The organism is Amycolatopsis mediterranei (assembly GCF_026017845.1).
Classification (GTDB): domain Bacteria; phylum Actinomycetota; class Actinomycetes; order Mycobacteriales; family Pseudonocardiaceae; genus Amycolatopsis; species Amycolatopsis mediterranei.
In genome coordinates this window covers 6882578-6902839 of record NZ_CP100416.1, presented here as the reverse complement: position 1 = coordinate 6902839, position 20262 = coordinate 6882578, and the positions used below count along the sequence as shown (strand labels likewise).

Sequence of the window (20262 nt, the reverse complement as noted above, 5' to 3'; positions counted from 1 at the left end):
TCGGGGCACCAGATGCCCCGAAGGTGGCACACACAGAACAAATTCCGCCGCCGCACAACTGAATCCCCGTTCCCCGCAAGCCAAGGATGTCTTGATCCTGGAAGGCGTTGTCATGCCCGTGAACCGGAGAAATGCCCTGCGCGGCGGTGCCCTGGCGGCCGCTTCCACCGTGCTCCTCACCCGCCCGGCCTTCGCCGCATCCGCGGCCACGCCCGCGGCGAAAGCGGCCGGCCCGGTGCCCGCCGCGACCGCGCCGATCGTCGCCGCCTACCGGCAGCTGCAGACCGGCATCAACCGGCCGTCGCCGGAACGCGCCGCGGCGCTGGCCAACCTCGGCCGGGTCGCCAAGGCCTACAACGCGAGCCTGTCCGTCGCCGGCGGGGCTGCTCCACTGTGGACGGACCTGCCGCTCGGTCCTGGCAGCGACTACACGACGTCGATGTACGCGCGGCTGCGCGCGATCGCCGTCGACTGGGGCACGCCGGGCGGGGCGCTCTCCGGCGACCCCGTGGTGCTCGACCGCATCAAGTCGGCGCTGGAACTCATCAATGCCAGCCAGTACAACGAAACCGTGGGCGAAATCGGCAACTGGTACACGTACGAAATCGGTATCCCGTACTACCTGCTGCACACGCTGTCGGTGGTCGCGGACCAGCTCACCGCGGAACAACTGGCCCGCTACCTGGCGCCGGTCAAGCGGTTCGTCGGCAACCCGAACCTGCGCGCGAACAACGCGTCGGTGGTCGAAACCGGCGCCAACCGCGCGGACAAGGCCCTCATCTCGATCGTCTCGGGCGCGCTGCTGGGCGACACGGCGTGGATCAAGACCGGCATCGACGCGCTCACCGACGTCGCGGGCGGGGGTGCGGCGAGCGTCGTCGCCAAGCTGGATCGCGCGGCGGGCGACGGCTTCCACGTCGACGGCTCGTTCATCCAGCACGACACCATCCCCTACCCCGGGCACTACGGCATCGTGCTGCTGACCGCGCTCGCCGGCGCCATCCACGTCACGCAGGGCACCGCGTACGCGCTCCCGCAGCCGCTCAAGGACAAGATCTACGCGCTCGTCGCCGACAGCTACGCGCCCTTCGTCTACGCGGGCGCGCTGATGGAGCCGGTGCGCGGGCGGATGCTGTCGCGCCAGGGGGAGACCGGCCACGACATCGGCCACCAGCTCACCGTCGCGACGCTGGTGCTGGCCCGGACCGCGTCGGGCAAGACGAAGAGCGACCTCAACGCGCTGGCCGCGAAGTGGATCAAGGAAGGCGAGTACGCGCCGCTGCTGAAGATCCCGGACCCGGAGCGGTTCGCGCCCGGCCCGGACCTGGTGGCGACGCCGGGCATCGAGTTCGCGCAGGACATGCTGGCGTCGGGGGCGCGCCCGGCGCGGGTGGTGGCGACGCACCGGATCTTCGGCCAGCAGGACCGGATGGTCCACGTCACCGACGACTGGTCGGCGTCACTGGGCGTCAGCTCGACGCGGATCTCGCGCTACGAAGCCATCAACGGCCAGAACATGAAGGGCTACCACGTCGGCGACGGCGTGCTCTACACGTTCCTGCCGAGCGCCAAGGGCCACTACACCGACGCCTACTGGCCGACGGTGGACCCGCTGCTGCTGCCGGGCACGACCGAGCACGACGGCCCGGTCGACCCCAAGTTCGGCGGCGTGCCGGTGGGGCCGGACCCGCACACCGGCGGCGTCCGCTGGGACGAGCGGTACGGCGCGTACGCGTTCGGCTTCAAGAACTGGGACGGCTCGCTGGTCGCGAAGAAGTCGTGGTTCTTCACCCCGGACGGCATCCTCTGCCTCGGCGCCGGGATCACCAGCACGTCGCCCTACGCCGTGCGCACGACGATCGAGAACCGCAACCTCGGCGAGGGCGGCCGCGGGACGCTGCTGGCCGACGGCCGGCGCGTGGCCACCGACCTCGGGAAAGCCTCCGCGCTGCGGCGGCCGCGCTGGGCGCACCTGGAGAACGTCGGCGGGTACCTGCTCCTCGACGACGCCTCGGTGACGGCGTTGCGCGAAGACCGGACGGGCGCGTGGCGCGACATCGACACGGGCGCCAACACCAAGGGCACCACGACACCGAACACGCGCCGGTACCAGAAGCTGGTCCTGGAACACGGCGTGAAGCCGACGGACGCGAAGTACGCGTACGCGGTGCTCCCGGGCGCTTCGGTGATCGACACGCTCACTGCGTCCTGGGCGTGGCGGGTGCTGGCGAACACCCCGGTGGTACAGGCGATCCGCGTGGCCGGCGGCACGGTGCTGGCGAACTTCTTCGCGGCGGGCACGGTCGGCGACCTCGGCGTGTCCGGGCCGGCCTCGGTGGCGATCGGGCGGTGCGGGGCCCGGACCCAGCTCGCGGTGTCGGATCCGACGCAGCTGCAGGACAGCGTCACGGTGACGGTGCGCGGCCGATCCGTGGAGGTGCCGCTGAAGGGCACGTTCGGCGCGACGAAAGTGATCGCGGTGTAGGCAGACCTCCCCGCCGGGCCGGTGCCCCGACCCGGTCCGGCGGGGTCCCCACCTCGGTTAGGCTGCCGGTCATGACCGAGCACGTGGACGTCCTGATCGTGGGCGCCGGCCTGTCGGGGATCGGCGCGGCCTGCCGCCTGCAGGAGCGCTTGCCGGGCAAGACGTATGCGGTGCTGGAAGCGCGCGACACCATCGGCGGCACCTGGGACCTGTTCCGGTACCCGGGAATCCGGTCCGATTCGGACATGTTCACCCTCGGTTACCCGTTCCGGCCGTGGAAGGACCCGAAGGCGATCGCGGACGGGCCGTCGATCCTGAGCTACATCCGCTCGACGGCCGAGGCGTTCGGCGTGACCACCCATATCCGCTTCGGGCACCGGGTCGTGCGGGCTTCGTGGTCGTCGCCGGACGCGCGGTGGACGGTCTCGACCGCGCACGGCGCCACGTTCACCTGCCGGTTCCTGTACCTGTGCAGCGGCTATTACTCGTACGAGTCCGGGCACGTCGTCGACTTCCCGGGCCGCGCGGAGTTCGCCGGGGAGATCGTGCACCCGCAGCACTGGCCGGATTCGCTGGACCACACGGGCAAGCAGGTCGTGGTGATCGGCAGCGGGGCGACGGCGGTGACGCTGGTCCCGGCGCTCGCGTCGCGCGCTTCGCACGTGACGATGCTGCAGCGGTCGCCGTCGTACATCGTGGCGAGGCCGGGGCACGACGCGCTGGCCGACCGGCTCCGCGCGCTGCTGCCGGAAAAGCTCGCCCACCGGCTGATCCGCGGCAAGAACGTGGTCATGGGCACGCTGTTCTTCCAGCTGATGCGGCGCCTGCCGGACCGGACGTCACAGGTGCTGCGCAAGCGGGTGGCGGCGCAGCTGCCCGCGTCGATCCCGGTGGACCCGCACTTCGTGCCGTCGTACGACCCGTGGGACCAGCGGCTGTGCCTGGTGCCGGACGCGGACCTGTTCCGGGCGTTGCGCTCGGGCCAAGCGGACATCGTGACGGACCGCATCACGCGGTTCACCACGTCGGGCGTGGCTTTGGAGTCGGGTCGCACGCTGAAGGCCGACGTCATCGTGACGGCGACCGGTCTGCGGCTGGTGGCGTTCGGCGGGATTTCGCTGACGGTCGACGGGCGGGCCATCGAGCCGGGGGAGCAGCGGGCGTACAAGGGCACGATGTTCGGCGGCGTGCCGAATCTGGCGTGGTGCATCGGATACACGAACAGCTCGTGGACGCTGCGGGCGGACCTGGCGTCGCAGTACGTGTGCCGCCTGCTCGCGTACCTGGACCGGAACGGGTACGCGTTCTGCGTGCCGGACGCGGCCTCGGCGTCGGGCGCGGGCCGGCCGCGGCCGATCGTGGACCTGCAGTCGGGGTACATCAAGCGGGCCGCCCACGGCCTGCCGAAGCAAGGCGGGCGACGGCCCTGGACGATGCGCCAGAACTACCTGCTGGACCTGGCGGACATGCGGTTCACCCGCGTGGACGACGGGGTGCTGCGCTTCGGCCACGCGGGCTGAAGGTGCTCAGCTTTCGTGCTCGTGCAGCAGCCTGCGGACCGCGTTCCGGTCGCCCTCGATCGTGATCCGGTTGTCGGCGATGGCCTTCTCGAGGTCGGAAGGCTGCTCGAGCAGGGCGTTCAGCGTCGACGGGTCGGTCCGGATCGCCGCGTCCGGGGCGCCGGGCTCGCCCGGCTCGATCGTCAGGCGGCCCGGCTCGGTGCGGACCGTCCACACGCGAGCGTCCAGTTCGACGCGGTAGCAGGCGGTGCCGCGCGGGCGGGCGGACCCGCGGAGGAACAGCAGCACGGAGGTGACGCCGAGGGACGCGGGCCGGGGGAGCGGGACTCGCGCGCCCCACGCGCCCAGCGCCAGCACGACCGGCTCCAGTTCGCGGCCCCAGCCGGTGAGCTCGTAGACCGTCGACGCGGCCGGGGGCGGTAGCTGCCGGCGCGTCACGACGCCGTGGCTCTCGAGCTCGCGGAGCCGGTCGGTGACCAGGTTCGAGCTGGCGCCGGGGAGCGCGCGGCGGACGTCGGAGAACCGCTGCGGCCCGAGCAGCAGTTCGCGCACCACGAGCAGGGCCCAGCGTTCCCCGACGACGTCCAAGGCGCGGGCGATCGTGCAGGCGTCCCCGTAGCTGCGGCTCGTCGGCATGGTCCTAATGTACAACTCGGTGGTTGTTTTTAACAACTGGATGGGCGTACGGTCGGCCCTGTCCGCACGTCGACGGAAAGGAACGGTCATGGGCCGGCCAGTCGTGCACTTCGAGATCATCGGTACCGACCCGGCGCGGCTGCGCGGGTACTACGGCGAGCTGTTCGGCTGGGACTTCGACACGTCCGGCCCGGTGTCGGACCAGGTGTCGGAACCGGGCGAGTACGGGTTCACGGAGACGGACACCATCCCGGGCGGCGTCGGCGGCGGCGCGGGTTTCGAGGGTCACGTGGTGTTCTACGCAGGCGTCCCGGACGTCGCGGCGGCGCTGGCCGAGGCCGAACGCCTCGGCGGCACCCGCCGGATGGGCCCGGACCGCGTCCCGGGGCGCGACCTGGTGGTCGCCCACTTCACCGACCCGGAGGGCAATCTCGTCGGCCTCGCAGGCCCGGCCTGACCCGGCGCTTGCGCCAGGGGGCATCTCGCGTGATTGGGAGGACGACTCGCGTGATTGAGGAGTCAACTCGCGTGTTTGGAGGGACGACACGCGTGATTGGAGGGGCATCTCGCGTGATTGGGGAGGCATCTCGCGTGATTGAAGGGGCATCGGGCTGATGCCTGCGTGATGCCCCTTGGGATGCGGCAGGGCCCCGGAACCCACGTGGGTTCCGGGGCCCTGCCGGGTCGCGTGCGGTCAGCCTTGGCGGGCCTTCGAGCGCGGGTTGTCCTTGTTGATCACCAGGATCTTGGACCCCCGGCGGATGACCTGGGCGCCCGGCTGACGGGCGAGCGAGCGGATCGAGCTGCGAACCTTCATGGCGAGCCGTCCTTCCTGCGGGAGCTGTCGTCCCACGTCTGCTTCAACCGGCGGGCCGTCAGTTTCATTCCGCAACTCAGCTGCTCTCGCGGGCTGCCCAGCTCTGCAGGTCGTCGCCGCGGATGGCTGCGGCCATCAGGTCCGGGAACTGGTCCGGGGTGCACGCGAAGGCCGGGATGCCGAGCTCGGCCAGGGCCGCCGCGTTCTCGTGGTCGTACGACGGTGCGCCGGAGTCCGACAGCGCCAGCAGCGTCACCACCTGGACCCCCGCGCCGGCCAGCTCGGCGATCCGGTGCAGCAGTTCCTCCTCGTCCCCGCCCTCGTAGAGGTCGCTGATCAGCACCAGCAGCGTCCGCTCCGGGCGCTCGACCAGGCCCTGGCAGTACGCGATCGCCCGGTTGATGTCCGTGCCGCCACCCAGCTGGGTGCCGAACAGGACGTCGACCGGGTCGGCGAGGTGCTCGGTGAGGTCCGCGACCTCCGTGTCGAACGCCACGAACGACGTCTTCAACGCCCGCATCGACGCCAGGACCGCACCGAACAGCCCCGAGTACACCACCGACTCCGCCATCGAGCCCGACTGGTCGACGGCCAGGATCACGTCCCGTTGCACCGCCTGCTGCCGCCGGCCGAAGCCGATCAGCTTCTCCGGGACGATCGTGCGCAGCTCGGGGGAGTAGTGCTTCAGGTTCGCGTGGATCGTGCGGGCCCAGTCGACGTCGCCGGGGCGGGGCCGGTGCGTGCGCGACGCCTTGTCCAGCGCGCCCCGGATCGCCGCGCGGGTGCGTTCGGCGAGCCGTTCCTCCAGCTCGGTGACGACCTTGCGGACCACCTCGCGCGCGGTCTCCTTGGTTTCCTCCGGCAGCACGCCGTTCAGCGACAGCAGCGTGCCGACCAGGTGGACGTCCGGCTCGACTGCCGACAGCAGCTCCTTTTCCAGCAGCATCCGGGTGAGCCCCAGCCGGTCGACCGCGTCGCGCTGCATGACCTGCACGACGGTGCTCGGGAAGTAACGCCGGATGTCGCCGAGCCAGCGCGCGACCCGCGGCGCCGAGGCACCCAGGTTCGCGCTGCGCGGGCCGCCCGAGGCTTCCTCGTCGGGCTTGTCGTAGAGGGCGGCCAGCACCGCGTCCACGCCACTGTCCTCTTCGGACAGCTGAGCATCGGTCAGTCCGGGCCCGGCGCCGTCCCCGCCCAGCACCAGCCGCCAGCGCCGCACCCGGTCGGTGGCAGTGCTCATCGCCGCCTCCGCGGGAGGGAGTCCGTCGGCGGTGGTCATGCCCCCACCCCCAACAGCGTCGCCAGGACCGGAAGTACGCGCTCCGCACGGTCCTCGTCGAGTTCGTCGGCCACGGGCACGACGCGAGCGGCGCCGGTGAGCCCGGCCGCGCGCTGCCCGATCGCTCGTTTCTCCGGTCCGCTGAACGCCCCGAACGTGCGGCGCAGCAACGGAAGCACCTCGGTGAAGACGTCGTCGGGGATCGCCGCCAGCCACGCGTCGATCACCCGCAGCAGGCCTTCGTCGTGCACCAGCAGCAGGGCCCCGCCGTCGAAGAAGCCCTCGACGTAGGCCGCGCCCGCCGACGGCACGACCCCCGGCGTGAGGGCCCGGCCCAGCCGCAGTTCGATGTCGAGCGCGTCGAGCAGCCCGGCGTCGTGCAGGATCCGGGTGAGCCGTCCGGCCAGCAGCGGGGGCAGCGACGGCCGTTCGGCCAGCCGGGCCAGCGCCGCCAGCCAGCGTTCCTTCGGCTCGTCGCCCAGCAGCGAGGTCGCGTCGTGCACTCCGTCGACGAGCTTGGCCAGCCGGGCCGCGGCGTCGTCGTCGATGCCGTGGGCGGCCGGGGGCAGGCCGGCGCAGATCCGGTCGAGCATCCGGTCGGCGACCGCCCGCAACGCGCCGGTGTCCGTGCCGCGGACGTTGCCGTACCGGGTCGCCCTGGCCAGCGCGGGCAGGGCCGACATCAGCCGGGCGACGTCCGCGTCCGCCGCCGCGCGCGCGTCGAGCGCCGCGAGTGCTTCGGGCAGCGCCTCCGGCAGGTCGGCGAGCAGGCAGTTCTCGACGGCCGTGGTGACTTCGTCCAGCGGTGGCGTGCCTTCGACCGTGCCCCGGACCGCGGCGGTGGCCGCCGACGGCACGGTGGTGCCGTGCACCGCGGCCGCGACCAGGTCAACCTCGAACGACGGTTCCCAGGCCAGCGCCCAGGTTTCGCGGAAGGTGCCCTTGTTCCGCCGCGCGGACGCCTCCCGGCTGCCCCACTCGATGCCGAGGATCCGCAGCCGGTGCAGCAGCTTCGAGCGATCGAGCCCGCCCGGCGTCCGCAGGTCGAGGTCGAGCTCCTTGACGACCGGGTCCTTCTTGAGCCGCAGGCGTTTCGCGGTTGCGGTCAGGTCCGCGGCCAGCGGCGGCTGCGGGACGCGCTCGGGCACCTCGCCGAGCCGTTCGCCGACCACCAGCCGCCGCGTGACCAGCTCGACCTGCACCTCGTCCCCGCCGCACAGCACGGACCGGGTGGCTTCGGTGACCTCGGCGAGCCCGGCCGACGACCGGCCCCGCAGCGTCGCGAGCGTCTCGGCCAGGCGGACCGCCTCGATGACGTGCGCGGTCGAGACCGGCAGGTCCTCCTCCCGCAGCACCGCGGCGACGCCGGTCAGCCAGCGCGTGGTGACGTCTTCGGGGGTGGTGAAGAGGTGGTGGTACCAGCCCGGCGATCGCACGCCGGCGCCGTAGCCGCTGGCCGTGGCGAGGCGCCCGTGCGTCCACGGCACCCAGGTGCACGCGACCTTCCGCTTCGGGAGTCCTTTGAGGACGGCCTGGTCGTGCGACGCCGGTGGCAGCGGATCCGCCAGCGCGGGCACGTGCCAGGCGCCGCAGACGACGGCGATGTTCTCGAAGCCGTCCTTGCGGGTGCGGCGCAGCACCGAGCGCATGTACGCCTCGCGGCGGGCTTCGTTGCCCTGCGCGGGTTTTTCGTCTTCCCGCACCGCGCTCATCGCCTCGGCGATCACTTCGAACGGGCTTTCGGTGTCCCGCCGCGACTCGACGACGTCGTCCCACCAGCGTTCCGGGTCGTCGTACCCGCCGGCCGAGGCCAACAGGGCGAGTGGGTCGACCGGTGGGCCGGTGTGCTCGTCCGGCCCCGCGGCGAACGTGTTCGCGGCCGGCAGGTCGCAGAACCGCACCGGGATCCCGGCCTCGCGGGCGTAGGCGAGCGCCTGCCATTCGGGGCTGAAGACGGCGAACGGCCAAAACGCGGCGCGCGAGACGTCGTCGGTCGCGTAGGCCAGCAGCGCGACCGGGGGTGCCATGGCCGGGTCTTCGGTGAGCTCGACCAGGGCGTCGGCCTCGGGTGGCCCCTCGATGAGCACGACGTCGGGTTCGAGTTCGGCGAGCCGCGCCGCCACGGCCCGGGCGGATCCCGGGCCGTGGTGGCGGATGCCGAGCAGGTGGGTCGCCGTCACGAAAGCTCCTGGCCCGCCCGGTAGAAGTCGGCCCAGCCGTCGCGTTCGCGGACCACGGTCTCCAGGTATTCGATCCAGATCGCGCGGTCGGCCACCGGGTCCTTGACCACCGCGCCGTGGATGCCCGCCGCGATGTCGTGCGGGCGCAGGACGCCGTCGCCGAAGTGGGTGGCCAGGGCGAGCCCGCCGGTGAGCACGCTGATCGCCTCCGCGGTCGACAGCGTGCCGGACGGTGACTTCACCGCCGTGCGGCCGTCTTCGGTGCGGCCCGAGCGCAGCTCGCGGAACACCGTGACCACGCGGCGGATCTCGGCCAGCTCGGCGGCCTCCGCGGGCAGCTGCAGCGCCGTGCCCAGCTCGGCGACCCGCCTGCTGACGATCTCGACCTCCGCCTCGGCGCTGTCCGGCAGCGGCAGCACGACCGTGTTGAACCGCCGCCGCAGCGCGCTGGACAGCTCGTTGACGCCCTTGTCGCGGTTGTTGGCCGTTGCGATCAGGTTGAAGCCCGGCCGGGCCTGCACCTCGGTGCCCAGTTCCGGGACCGGCAGCGTCTTCTCGGACAGGATCGTGATCAGCGAGTCCTGGACGTCGGCGGGGATGCGCGTCAGCTCCTCGAGCCGGGCCAGCTTGCCGTCCCGCATCGCGCGCAGCACCGGGCTTTCGACGAGGGCGGCGGCGCTTGGGCCCTCGGCGATCAGCCGGGCGTAGTTCCAGCCGTAGCGGATCGACTCCTCGGACGTGCCCGCGGTGCCCTGCACCAGCAGCGTCGAATCGCCGCTGATGGCCGCCGAGAGGTGCTCCGACACCCACGTCTTCGCCGTGCCGGGCACGCCGAGCAGCAGCAGCGCGCGGTCGGTGGCGAGCGTGGCGACCGCGACCTCGATCAGCCGCCGCGGACCGACGTACTTCGGCGTGATCACCGTGCCGTCCGGCAGGGTGCCGCCGAGCAGGTACTCGACGACGGCCCAGGGCGAGAGGTTCCAGTTCGGCGGCTTCGCCCGTTCGTCGGCGGCGGCCAGCGCGGCCAGCTCGGCGGCGTGGTCCTGCTCGGCGTGCGGCCGGAGGACGGTGGCGGGGGCGGTCATGCGAGCTCCTCGTACATTTCGCGGCGGAAGTTCAGCGTTTCGGTGAGCGCCCGGCGCCACGGCCCGGCGTCCATGGTCAGGCGGGTGGTGGCCAGCGGGTGGCGCAGGCACTGCGGCGGCACCGCGCGCGCGATCACGACGGCGGCGTGCGAAACCAGGCGGTGGTCGTCCTGACGGGCGATCCAGTCGAGCAGCGCGGTGCCGAGTTCCTTCGTCCACGGCCGGGGCAGTTCGTGCACCAGCCGCGCGAACGATTCGACGGGCAGCCGGCTCACCAGGTGCCCGACCGTGGCGGCCTGGCCGGCCGGGCTCAGCACCCCGAGCAGCGGCGGCGTGGTGCGCCCGCCGGGGTCGGCGCCGATGAGGGCCTGCGCCCAGGTTTCGTCGCGCTGGCGCAGGGTGGCGGTGGCCCAGGAGTCCCGCAGCACGGCGGCCGGGCAGCCTTCGACGGCCATCCGCACGACCTCGGCCGGCGGGCCGAACTCGGCCCAGAAGGACAGCGGCGCGGCCGCGACGAGGGTGCGCAGCCGGACGGTGCCGTCGCCGCGATCGCCGGAGGGCAGGGAGACGGTGAGCACCCGGTCCCGGCGGTGGACCAGCGGGCGCAGCCGTTCGGCCATGCTCCGGCCGTAGCGCGTGCCCGGCAGCCGGCCGAGCAGATCGGCGGCCTGTTCGCGGACGGCGGCGGCCCGATCGGCGAGCGCAGCCTCGAGGAAGGCTTCGTCGCCGGCCCGGACATGCCCGGCGAGGACGCCGAGGAAGTCGGCGCGGATGTCGGCGGGCTCGGTCTTCCACGACGTGGTGAGGGCTTCGCGGGCGGCGTCGGGATCCTGGGCGAGCTTGGTGCCGAGCCACCGGCGGCGCTGGGCGAGGCTGCCGTACTGCCAGACGTCTCCGGATTCTTCGGCAGGCGCGGCCAGGAACGCCCAGTCGGGGTTCCGCTGCCCGAGCCAGGCGCCGACGGACCCGGCGACGGCCGCCAGCGGCCCGCGCAGGGCGACCTTGGTGCGCGCGGCCTCGGCGAGCAGCGGCAGGGTTTCCGGCGGCACGCGGTAGCCGGTGCCTGCCACGATGCCGAGCCACTCGAGCAGGAGGTCGGGGTGACTGGCGGCGAGCAGCCGGCCGAGCCGCTCCCGGGCCGGCGGCGGCACGAAGGGCCGTTCGTCGGCGGCGGCCACGGGGAGTGGCCGGACGTCGTGCAGCGGCCGCCGCCCGGCCCGCCGGTAGGTGCTGAGCACGGCCGCGGCGGTGAGCAGCTGTTCGGCGGGATCGGCACGGCCGGCGATGAGCTCTCGGACGGCGGCCGGCTGGGCGGCGGGGTCCAGGGCGCGCCGCCGGGTGCCGAGCAGGGCGGTGCCGACGAGGTCTTCCCAGGCCTTCATCGGGACACCTCGGATTCCTGGTGGTAGTAGTGGAAAACGGTCACAGCCGCACCGCCCGGTTCTCGTGCCAGCACGTCAGCGGCCGCAACCCCGCCGGGCTCCACTCGCCGGCCACCGTCAACGGGCGCCCCGCCGACAGCGCCGGCAGTGACCACGGGAACGCGTACGGCACCAGCGGCATCGCCGTTCCGTCCTTTTCGGACAGACACCAGCCGCCTGCGTGCTCCGCCGGGGTGACGCCCGACAACAGCACCGGCCAGCGCTCCAGCCACGGGTCCGCCGCCATCGCCTGTGTGTGCGCCGCCAAGGCGTCCGCGATCGAACCCCCTTCGGCGGTCGGAGCCGCGAGGGGGATTCCGCGCTCCGCCACCAGGGCCCGCAGCGGCGCCGCGCCCGGGTAGAACGCCAGTTCGGCGGTCAGCCGGTGGCCCGGTGGCAGCGTCGCGTCCAGGGGACGGCCCGGTGGGGCGAACGACAGCACCAGCGCGTCCCGGCCCGTGCCGAGGCCGCGCAACCACGTCCGGCGGGTGAGCAGCCGGTCGTTCTCCTCGTCCGCCGCGCCGGTGATCAGCCAGTCGTCCGCGACGCGCTCGCCGGTCTCCAGCACCCGGGCCGTCTCCACCGAAAACCCCAGCCGCGTGCGGACGGTATCCGCCAGCGCGGGCGGCAGCGACTCCAGGCGCGTGGCCGCGTCGGCGAGCAGGTACAGCTGGGACAGCTCGGCCAGCAGCGCCTCCGGCCAGTCGCGGCGGCCGACGATCCCCGCCGCCCGGCGCAAGCCGCCCGCGAGGCCCGACGCCTGTGCGTCGACCATCCGCGCCGCGACCGTGCGCAGCTCTTCCCCGCCGTTGCGCTCGAAGCGCGCGAAACCGGCCCCGATCCGGTCGGTCAGCCAGACCTTCAGCTCCGCGACGCCGCCTTCGACGCGGGCCGCCCGATCGGCAGCGCGCCGGGCGGCCGCCTCCTCGTCCTTCGGGCCCGCCGCCTCGGCGCGGTTTTCCGCCCGGCGGGCGCGGTCGGCGCGTTCGGACAGCCACGCGTGCACCCAGTCGGGTGGTTCCGCGCCGTCGACCCGGCCGGCCGCCCAGAGCAGCAGCAGCCCCAGCGCGTGCTTGCACGGGAACTTCCGGCTGGGACAGGAACACCGGAACGCGGGCTCGGCCAGCTCGACGCACGTCTGGTACGGCTTCTTGCCACTGCCCTGGCAGAAGCCCCACACGGCGTCTTCGGACGCACCCGCGCCCGACCACTTCGCCGGCGTGGCGAGCGCCCGGCCCGCCTTCTCCGAAGCGGGATCCGGCGCCAGCCCGGCCACGCGTTCCGCGGTCCACGGCACCGCCGTCACCACCTGTCCCCCCACTGTGCTCCCTCGCTTTCCGGTCCTTGCTGAAGCATGCCAGCACCCACCGACATTTTTTGGGGGGCTCGGGTGGCGGAGCCCCCGACCTGGGGCGAAGCCCCAGATGTCACCGACAATTTCCGGAACGCGAGTATTCTAGTGCTAGAGTAAGAGCGTGCTGACCGACGCGGAACTGACGGTGCTCGGCCTGGTGGTCGAGCGGCCGAGGCACGGCTACGAGCTGGACGAAGTCGTCTCGGAGCGCGGCATGCGCGACTGGACGGCCCTCGGCTTCAGCTCGATCTACTACGTCCTGGGGAAACTCCGCGAGAAAGGCCTGGTCGCCGAGGTCGCGGGCGAACGCCCGCACCCCAAGGCCAAAAAGACGTTCACGGCCACCGAAGCGGGCCGCAAAGCGTGCGCGGCGGCCGCCGAAGCCGCCGTCGCGGAGCTGCGCCCGGTGCACCCGCCGGTGCTCGTCGGCCTGGCGAACAGCCCGGCCGTGCCGCCCGAACGCCTTGCGGCCGCGCTGGCCCGGCGCGCGGAAGCCGTAAAAGAGCGGCTGGCCGAGGTCCGCCGCGCGGCCGCGGCCCAGGAACACGCCCCGCCGTTCGTCCGCGCGATCTTCGACTACTCCATCGCCCAACTCGAGGCGGAAGCCCGGTGGCTGGAAGGAATGACCTGATGCCCTACGACGTCAAGAAGGACCTGAAGCAGCTCTACGCGCCCAAGAACACCGACTGGGCCCTGGTGGACGTCCCCGAACAGCGGTTCCTCGCGATCGACGGCCGCGGCAACCCGAACACGGCGGAGAGCTACCGGAAAGCCGTCGAAGCGCTCTACGGCTTCGCCTACACGATCAAAATGGTGGCGAAGCAGCGCGGTGAGGACTTCGTCGTGGGCCCGTTGGAGGGCCTGTGGTGGGCCGAGGACTACGCGGCTTTCACCGTGCGCGCCAAGGATTCCTGGCAGTGGACCATGCTCATCGCGCAACCGGAGTGGATCGGCGAAGACGCCGTCGAGGAGGCCCGGGAAACGGTGCGGCGCAAGAAGAAACTCGAGGCGCCGGTGCGGTTGGAGAAGCTGCACGAGGGCCGCTGTGCGCAGGCGCTGCACATCGGGTCGTACGACGACGAAGGTCCGCTGCTGGCCCGCCTGCACGACGAATACCTTGCGGCGCAAGGCCTGAAGCCGACCGGCTTGCACCACGAGGTGTACCTCGGTGATCCGAGACGGGTGGAGCCCGCGAAGCTGCGGACGGTGCTGCGCCAGCCGGTCGGCTAGATCGCCGCTCGTTGGCCGGTCGCCAGCGCCCCAATGTGGCCTTCGGTGCGTTGAACGCACCGAAGGCCACATTGGGTGCGTTGAACGCAACCAAGGCCACATTGGGGCGCTTGAGGCGACCGCCGCGGTCAGTATTCGCTGGTCGCCGGCCAGGTGTCGTCGTGGAGGAGGCGCTTGAGGATCTTGCCCGTCGCGTTGCGGGGCAGGTCCGGGACGAAATACACGTCCCGCGGCACCGCGAAGCGAGCCAGGCGGTGGTGGATGTACTGGCGGATGTCCTCCGCGTGCAGCGACGCACCCCGGCGCGGGACGACGTACGCCGCCAAGCGCTGGCCCCACTCCGCGTCCGCCACGCCGACCACCGCCGCGTCGTGCACGCCCGGGAGCGCCACCAGCGCCTCTTCCACCGGGCGGGGAAACACGTTCTCGCCGCCCGAGACGATCATTTCGTCGGCCCGGCCGGTGACGAACAGGCGGCCCGCCGCGTCGAGGTAGCCGACGTCGCCGCTGGCCATCATGTCCGCCGCGCGAGCCGGGTCCGTTCCGCTCGTGTAGCCCTCGAACAGCATGTCGTTGCCGACGAAGATCTGGCCCTCGCCGCCCGGCGGCACCGGCTTGCGGTCCTCGTCCAGGATCGCCAGCCGCGTGCCGAGCGGGCAGCGGCCGGCCGTCGTCGGTGCCGCGCGCAGGTCGGCCGGGTCGGCGATGCTGGCCCAGGACACCTCGGTCGAGCCGTAGAAGTTGTAGAGGACGTCGCCGAAGGTGTCCATGAACGACGTCACGAACGGCCCGGACATCGCCGAGCCGCTGCTGGCCACGATCCGCAGCGACGACAGGTCGTAGCGCGCGCGGATCCGCTCGGGCAGGTCCATGATCCGCTGCAGCATGATCGGCACGGCGAACAGCGCGTCGCACTTCTGCTCGGCGATCGTCCGCAACGTCTCTTCGGCGTCGAACTTGCGGATCAGCGCGAGCGACGCCCGCAGCGCCATCCCGATCTGCATCGCGGCGAGGCCCCATGTGTGGAACAGCGGCGCGGCCACGAGCAGCCGGTCGCCGGAGCGCAGCGGGATCCGGTCGAGGATCGCCGCGGCGGTACCCAGCCCCTTCGGCGTGGGGCGCCGCGCGCCCTTCGGCGTCCCGGTGGTGCCGGAGGTGAGCACGATCAGCCGGCCGGGCCGCTCGACCGGCTTCGGGCGGTCGGCGGGTGCGGCGTGGATCAGCTCGTCGACGGTGGGGTAGCCGGCGTCGGCGTCCGGCCAGGTGCTGATCCGCGCGAAGTCGCCCGGCACGTTCGCGATCGTCTGGGCGAACTCGTCGTCGGCCAGCACGGCGGAGGGCTGGTGCTCGGCGAGCACGTCCTTGACCGAGGCGGCGGACAGGCCGGTGTTCAGCAGGATGACGTCGGCACCGAGCTTGCTGGCCGCGACGAACGACTCGATCATCGCGGCGTGGTTGCGGCACATCAGCGCGATCCGGTCGCGTTCGACGACGCCGAGTTCGCTCAGCGCGTTGGCGAGCCGGTCGCTGCGCTCCTGGACCTGGCGGAAGGTGCGGACGCTGCGTTCGTCGTGCAGGGCGAGCTCGTCCGGGACGCGGGCCGCCGCGGCCTGGTAGCCGCCCGCGACCGTGGCGCCCCACTGCGCGAGGGAGTTCAGCTGGCGCGCGACTTTGTCCGGCCGCCCGGCGCTGACCACCCCGGCGCGCAGCAGGATGCTCGTGGTGCGCAGCTTGGTGGCCTTGTTGGTCTCGCTCTCGGTGCCGGGGTCGTGCTCCCCGGCCAGGTGCAGGTCGAGGCGCCGGGCGAGGGCGCGGACGTCCTTCTTGATCGTCGACACCAGTTCCAGGTACGACGGCGGCAGCATCATCCGCACGAACAGCTCGGTCTGGCCACCGGCCAGCGGTCTCAGCTCCAGGGAGACCCAGGTGCCCTCGTCGGGGACGCCGCACCACACGACGTGCTCGCCCGGCCGGTAGACGACGGCCTGCATCTGCGTCTCGAGCATCGGTCCCCGCGCCGGGACGATCCGGACCACGGCCTTCGGGCCGCGCCCGCGCCCGGCCGGCTCCTGGATCTCGCACCAGCTGATCTCCGGCACGAACCGCGAGTACCACTCCGGCGATCCGACGATCTGCCACACCACGTCGGGCGGGTGTCCGACCACGGCACTCGCCTCGACCACATCGTCACGCATTGTCTGCCCTCACCGAGGTGTCGCCGAACGCACGTTCAGGTCACGGAGGCGTCACAATAGCAGCAAACGGGTGATCAGGGATACTCCGAACGGCCAGATACCGGCCGGTAACGGACACTCCGAGTGTGCTCCGCTGCCGTCCATTGTAGACCGATGAACGGCGTTCACCAAGCTGAGGGGTGATCACGGCCGTTCGACATGATCGACGTGCAAGGTCCGGAAAGTGTGCAAGTGCCTTTCGGGAGGTAGTGAGGCTGGACGGCACGTTTGCGACATCCGGTGTCATAACGGGCAGCGATCACGTCCGATAGCGCGCGACCAGCTCCGCACCGAGCCGGGCCAGTTCCGCCTGCACCGACGCCGGGCCCTCGACCTCGACCAGTGCGCCCCACCCGGCCAGCTCCTGCGCGATCATGACCGGCGCCGGCGCGGCCACCCGCGCGCGGACCCGCTCCCCGGGCAGCTCGGCGACCAGCTCGCAGTGCCGTCCGAACCGGTCCTGGAGCACCCCGAAGTGCCGGCGGCCGAGCACCACGTCCGCACTCAGCAGTGAGCGGCGCTTCTCCATCTCTTCGACGACCTCCTGCCAGACCGCCGCCAGCTCGAAGTCCGACGGCCGGTCCGCGGGCTCGTCGGTCGGAGTGGCCGAGACGATCCGGTCGACGCGGAAGGTGCGGCGGCCCTTCGCCGTCCCCGCGACCAGGTACCAGACGTCGTCCTTGTCGACCAGGCCCCACGGATCCACGAGCCGCTCGGACTTCTCGCGCCCGGCGTACGCGAGCCGGACCCGGCGACGGGCGATGACGGCGTCCCGCAGCAGCGAGACCATCGGCGGCCGGTCCTTCGGGCGCTCGCCCCAGCCGGCCTGGTCGACGACGACCGCCTCCGCCGCCGCCTCGGCGTCCGCCCGGAACGTGCCGGGCAGGGCGCCCATCAGCTTCCGCAGCGCCGATTTGACCTCGGGAGCGCCCGCCGCGGCCGGACCGGCCAGCAGGAAGAGCGCCTGCGCCTCGCGGGCGCTCAGGCCGGAGAGATCGGTGCGCGCGCCGCCGACGAGCTGCCAGCCGCCGCCGCGGCCCGGCTGGGGGTAGACGGGCACCCCGGCCGCCGAGAGGGCTTCGAGGTCACGGCGTGCGGTGGCGACGGAGATCTCCAGCTCCGCCGCCAGTTCGGCGGCCGTGACGCGGCCGCGCGTCTGCATCAGCAGGAGGGTGGCCACGAGGCGGTCGGCGCGCATGGGAGCAGTCTCGCAAACAAAGTGGTCACTCGATGAGCACTTTTGCTCCGCATGCTGACTCCACAAGCTCGAACGAGGCGCTTCAGAGGAGCCGGACATGCTGCGAGGAATGGCCACCGTGACGTACTACGCCGAGGACCTCGAGGCCGCGAAGGCCTGGTACGCGGAGTTCCTGGGGGTCGAGCCGTACTTCGACGTCCCCGGGTACTCCGAGTTCCGCATCGGCGACTACCGGCACGAACTCGGCATCATCGACCGCAAGTACGCCCCGTTCACGCACGCCGAACCGGGCGGCGAGATCGTCCGCTGGCACGTCGACAACCTCGAAGCGACGTTCGCGCGCCTCCTGGAGCTGGGCGCGAAGGAGTACGAGCCGATCATCGAACGCGGGCCCGGGTTCGTGACGGCCTCGGTCGTCGACCCGTTCGGCAACGTCCTCGGGATCATGACGAACGTGCACTATCTCGCGGTGCTGGCGGAACGCTCATGAGCCGGTACGCCTCCTTGACGCACTTTTCGCACCGCTCGTGCCGCTCGGTCCGGCCCGCCGGATCGGTGCCGTAGAAGGGGAAGCACCCCGCGCCGCAGCTCGCGAAGTAGATCAGGCCGAGCCGCACCTCGCCGCGGCCGACGTAGTGGGACAGCCGGCGCCGCGGCTCCGGCCCGCACTCGGGGATCCAGCCGTGGGCGGGCAGCCGCGCGGCGGCGATCTCGTCGAGCACGCCCGCGCGGCTGATCAGGTCGGCGCCGAGGCAGCTGAGGCGCTCGCCGAGGTCGCGCAGGCCGTCCGCGCGCAGGGGCGGGCCGGTCAGCCAGGCGAGGTCGCCGGGGAGCGTTTCGGCGAGGTCGCGAAGACGGGTCAGAAGGGCGTGGTCCGGGTCCATGACCAGCAGCGAACCTGACGCGGATCCGCGACACCAGCCGACGGACGGCGAAGGGAAATGTCGGACCCCGATGACAGAATGCGGTCATGGCGACACCCTTCGCGACACCCCGGGCGAGAGCGCTCGGGTTCGGGCTGCGCACCTGCCGGGAAGCGCGGAATCTCGGCGTGCGGCAACTGGCCCGGAAGATCGGCGTGCATGCGCAGGAGCTGTCCAACTGGGAGTACGGCAAGCGGATTCCCAAGGTGGAACAGGTGGCGCTGCTGATGGGGGCGCTCGTCGTGGAGCCGGGGGAGCGGGCGAGGTTGCTGGACCTGGCTCGCTCGGCCCACGAGCCGAGCTGGCTGGAGAAGAGGGTGCCCGGTGTGGCGCCGAGTGTTTCGAGCTATGCCGAGCACGAGCGCGCGGCAACGGCGATCTTCGATTGGGAGCCCGCGGTGATCCCGGGACTTTTCCAGACCCCGGACTACATCCGGGCCTTGCTGAGCGGCCAGGAGCAGCCTGATCAGATCGAGCGGATCGTGCATGCGCGGATGGCGCGGCGGGAAGTGCTGGCGAGATACCACCCGCTCGACTACCACGTGGTGGTGGGCGAGGGCGCTCTGCGGGCCGAGGTCGGCGGTGTGCCGGTGATGGCGGAGCAGCTTCAGCACCTGCTGCACGTTTCGATGCGGCGGAATATCCGGCTTCAGGTGCTCCCGGTGCGGGCTAGTGCGCAGGCGATCACCCACAATTTCGGTGTGCTCGAGTTCGAGGCCCTCCCGGCGATTGTTTTCGTGGAGCTCTACCGGGCGAGCGCCTACCTCTACGATGCTGATCAGGTGGCCAGTTACCGCGCGGCGGCGAAGACCATGGCGGCCTCGGCGATGGACGAGCACGAGAGCGGCGAGTTCATCCGGGAGGTGATCGCCGACTTGGGAGAGGCAGCATGACCTGGCGGAAGTCCAGCTACAGCGCGACTCAAGACAAGTGCGTCGAAGTGGCGCTCGGACCTGCGGCAAAAATCCGCGACACCAAGGACCGCTCCGGCGGCACCCTCGAAATCTCCACCCGATCGTGGGGCGCCTTACTCTCCGCATTGTGTCGGCCGAACACACTGGATCTTCCCCAGATGTAGTCCTCGCGCACATAGCTAGCGACCGGGGTCACGCTTACCGTTCCCCTCCATGACCAGCGATCTGGACGGGCGCACCGCCCTCGTCACCGGCGGTGCGAGCGGCATCGGCCTCGCCTGCGTCCGCGCTCTCGCCGCGGCCGGGGCGAAGGTGCACGTCGTCGACATCGACGAACACCGCACCGAGGCCGTCGCCTCCGAGGTGGGCGGCTGGGCGCACGTCGCCGACCTCACCGACCCCACCTCGATCGATGCCCTGCCCGCCGAAGTCGACGTCCTGGTCAACAACGCCGGGATCCAGCACGTCGCGCCCCTCGAAGACTTCCCGCCCGAGGTCTTCACGCGGATCCAGGCCCTGATGGTCACCGCTCCTTTCCTGCTCATCCGGCACACCCTCCCCGCGATGTACGCCCGGGGGTGGGGCCGGATCGTCAACATGTCGAGCGTCCACGGGCTGCGCGCCTCCGCCTTCAAAGCCGCTTACGTCGCTGCCAAACACGGCCTAGAAGGCCTGTCGAAGGTCGCCGCCCTGGAAGGCGCCGAACACGGCGTCACGAGCAATTGCGTGAACCCCGGGTACGTCCGCACTCCGCTGGTCGACGGGCAGATCGACGCCCAGGCCGCCGAGCACGACATCCCGCGTGAGGACGTCGTCGCCGAGGTCCTCCTCAAGCGGGCCGCGATCAAGAAGCTCATCGAACCCGAGGACGTCGCTTCCCTGGTGGTGTGGCTGTGCTCCCCGCACGCCGGCCACATCACCGGGGCCTCCATCCCGCTCGACGGCGGTTGGACCGCCGCTTAAGCAACGCCCTACCACCACAAGGA

Annotated in this window: 19 protein-coding genes; 9 read left to right on the top strand and 10 right to left on the bottom strand. The window is 71.9% G+C overall.

The features are described from left to right. Positions 1-112 precede the first annotated feature (112 nt). Positions 113-2485: a polysaccharide lyase 8 family protein gene (locus tag ISP_RS30610; RefSeq protein ID WP_014467386.1), complete on the top strand. Its 2373-nt coding sequence runs from the start codon at positions 113-115 to the stop codon at positions 2483-2485. 71 nt (positions 2486-2556) lie between these two features. Further along, positions 2557-4005: a flavin-containing monooxygenase gene (locus tag ISP_RS30605; protein ID WP_013227763.1), complete on the top strand. Its 1449-nt coding sequence runs from the start codon at positions 2557-2559 to the stop codon at positions 4003-4005. A 6-nt stretch (positions 4006-4011) separates the two neighbouring features. Here ISP_RS30605 and ISP_RS30600 read toward each other — a convergent pair whose 3' ends face one another. After that, positions 4012-4641: a winged helix-turn-helix transcriptional regulator gene (locus ISP_RS30600; RefSeq protein ID WP_013227762.1), complete on the bottom strand. Its 630-nt coding sequence runs from the start codon at positions 4639-4641 to the stop codon at positions 4012-4014. Positions 4642-4729: 88 nt separating this feature from the next. Here ISP_RS30600 and ISP_RS30595 point away from each other — a divergent pair, with 88 nt between their 5' ends. After that, the gene (locus ISP_RS30595) at positions 4730-5098 is read left to right on the top strand and encodes a VOC family protein (protein WP_013227761.1); all 369 of its coding nucleotides are present in this window, start codon (positions 4730-4732) and stop codon (positions 5096-5098) included. Between the two features lie 237 nt (positions 5099-5335). Here the strand turns inward: ISP_RS30595 and ISP_RS30590 are convergent, their stop codons facing one another. The 6 genes from ISP_RS30590 to ISP_RS30565 all read right to left on the bottom strand — a co-directional run bounded on the left by ISP_RS30590 (position 5336) and on the right by ISP_RS30565 (position 12744). Next, positions 5336-5458 carry a ribosomal protein bL36 gene (locus ISP_RS30590; RefSeq protein ID WP_013227760.1) on the bottom strand — a complete coding sequence of 41 codons (123 nt, stop codon included), beginning with the start codon at positions 5456-5458 and terminating at the stop codon, positions 5336-5338. 76 nt (positions 5459-5534) lie between these two features. Continuing rightward, a complete protein-coding gene (locus ISP_RS30585; RefSeq protein ID WP_014467385.1) occupies positions 5535-6698 on the bottom strand; it encodes a VWA domain-containing protein in 1164 nt (387 codons plus the stop codon). 35 nt (positions 6699-6733) lie between these two features. Further along, positions 6734-8917 (bottom strand): DUF5682 family protein, encoded by a 2184-nt coding sequence (locus ISP_RS30580; protein ID WP_013227758.1) that lies wholly within the window; start codon positions 8915-8917, stop codon positions 6734-6736. Next, the gene (locus tag ISP_RS30575) at positions 8914-10002 is read right to left on the bottom strand and encodes an ATP-binding protein (RefSeq protein ID WP_013227757.1); all 1089 of its coding nucleotides are present in this window, start codon (positions 10000-10002) and stop codon (positions 8914-8916) included. The genes ISP_RS30580 and ISP_RS30575 overlap by 4 nt, the downstream gene beginning before the upstream one ends. After that, complete coding sequence (locus tag ISP_RS30570; RefSeq protein ID WP_013227756.1) at positions 9999-11384, bottom strand: DUF5691 domain-containing protein; 1386 nt, start codon at positions 11382-11384, stop codon at positions 9999-10001. Before ISP_RS30570 ends, ISP_RS30575 begins: the two co-directional genes overlap by 4 nt. A 40-nt stretch (positions 11385-11424) precedes the next feature. After that, the gene (locus ISP_RS30565) at positions 11425-12744 is read right to left on the bottom strand and encodes an SWIM zinc finger family protein (RefSeq protein ID WP_230468442.1); all 1320 of its coding nucleotides are present in this window, start codon (positions 12742-12744) and stop codon (positions 11425-11427) included. A 154-nt stretch (positions 12745-12898) separates the two neighbouring features. Here ISP_RS30565 and ISP_RS30560 point away from each other — a divergent pair, with 154 nt between their 5' ends. Both ISP_RS30560 and ISP_RS30555 read left to right on the top strand, forming a co-directional pair. After that, a complete protein-coding gene (locus ISP_RS30560) occupies positions 12899-13408 on the top strand; it encodes a PadR family transcriptional regulator (RefSeq protein ID WP_013227754.1) in 510 nt (169 codons plus the stop codon). After that, positions 13408-14007 (top strand): GyrI-like domain-containing protein, encoded by a 600-nt coding sequence (locus tag ISP_RS30555; RefSeq protein ID WP_013227753.1) that lies wholly within the window; start codon positions 13408-13410, stop codon positions 14005-14007. The genes ISP_RS30560 and ISP_RS30555 overlap by 1 nt, the downstream gene beginning before the upstream one ends. A 128-nt stretch (positions 14008-14135) precedes the next feature. Here the strand turns inward: ISP_RS30555 and ISP_RS30550 are convergent, their stop codons facing one another. Together ISP_RS30550 and ISP_RS30545 are read right to left on the bottom strand one after the other, a co-directional pair. Next, positions 14136-16202, bottom strand: coding sequence for an AMP-binding protein (locus tag ISP_RS30550; protein WP_013227752.1), 2067 nt, complete (start codon positions 16200-16202; stop codon positions 14136-14138). Positions 16203-16500: 298 nt separating this feature from the next. Next, on the bottom strand, positions 16501-17439 hold the full coding sequence (locus ISP_RS30545) for a helix-turn-helix transcriptional regulator (RefSeq protein ID WP_013227751.1): 939 nt from the start codon (positions 17437-17439) through the stop codon (positions 16501-16503). Between the two features lie 97 nt (positions 17440-17536). Between ISP_RS30545 and ISP_RS30540 the strand changes: the two genes are divergently transcribed. Continuing rightward, positions 17537-17929: a VOC family protein gene (locus tag ISP_RS30540; RefSeq protein WP_013227750.1), complete on the top strand. Its 393-nt coding sequence runs from the start codon at positions 17537-17539 to the stop codon at positions 17927-17929. Here the strand turns inward: ISP_RS30540 and ISP_RS30535 are convergent. Then, a complete protein-coding gene (locus ISP_RS30535; RefSeq protein ID WP_014467383.1) occupies positions 17883-18323 on the bottom strand; it encodes a hypothetical protein in 441 nt (146 codons plus the stop codon). The genes ISP_RS30540 and ISP_RS30535 overlap by 47 nt on opposite strands. Positions 18324-18409: 86 nt before the next feature. On the opposite strand from ISP_RS30535, the gene ISP_RS30530 reads away from it, so the two are divergent. From ISP_RS30530 to ISP_RS30520, 3 genes are read left to right on the top strand one after another with little or no spacing between them, the layout of a single operon-like run. After that, a complete protein-coding gene (locus ISP_RS30530; RefSeq protein ID WP_230468441.1) occupies positions 18410-19255 on the top strand; it encodes a helix-turn-helix domain-containing protein in 846 nt (281 codons plus the stop codon). After that, a complete protein-coding gene (locus tag ISP_RS30525) occupies positions 19252-19440 on the top strand; it encodes a DUF397 domain-containing protein (RefSeq protein WP_071831515.1) in 189 nt (62 codons plus the stop codon). The genes ISP_RS30530 and ISP_RS30525 overlap by 4 nt, the downstream gene beginning before the upstream one ends. Positions 19441-19489: 49 nt before the next feature. Further along, positions 19490-20239, top strand: coding sequence for a 3-hydroxybutyrate dehydrogenase (locus ISP_RS30520; protein WP_013227748.1), 750 nt, complete (start codon positions 19490-19492; stop codon positions 20237-20239). Positions 20240-20262 lie beyond the last annotated feature (23 nt).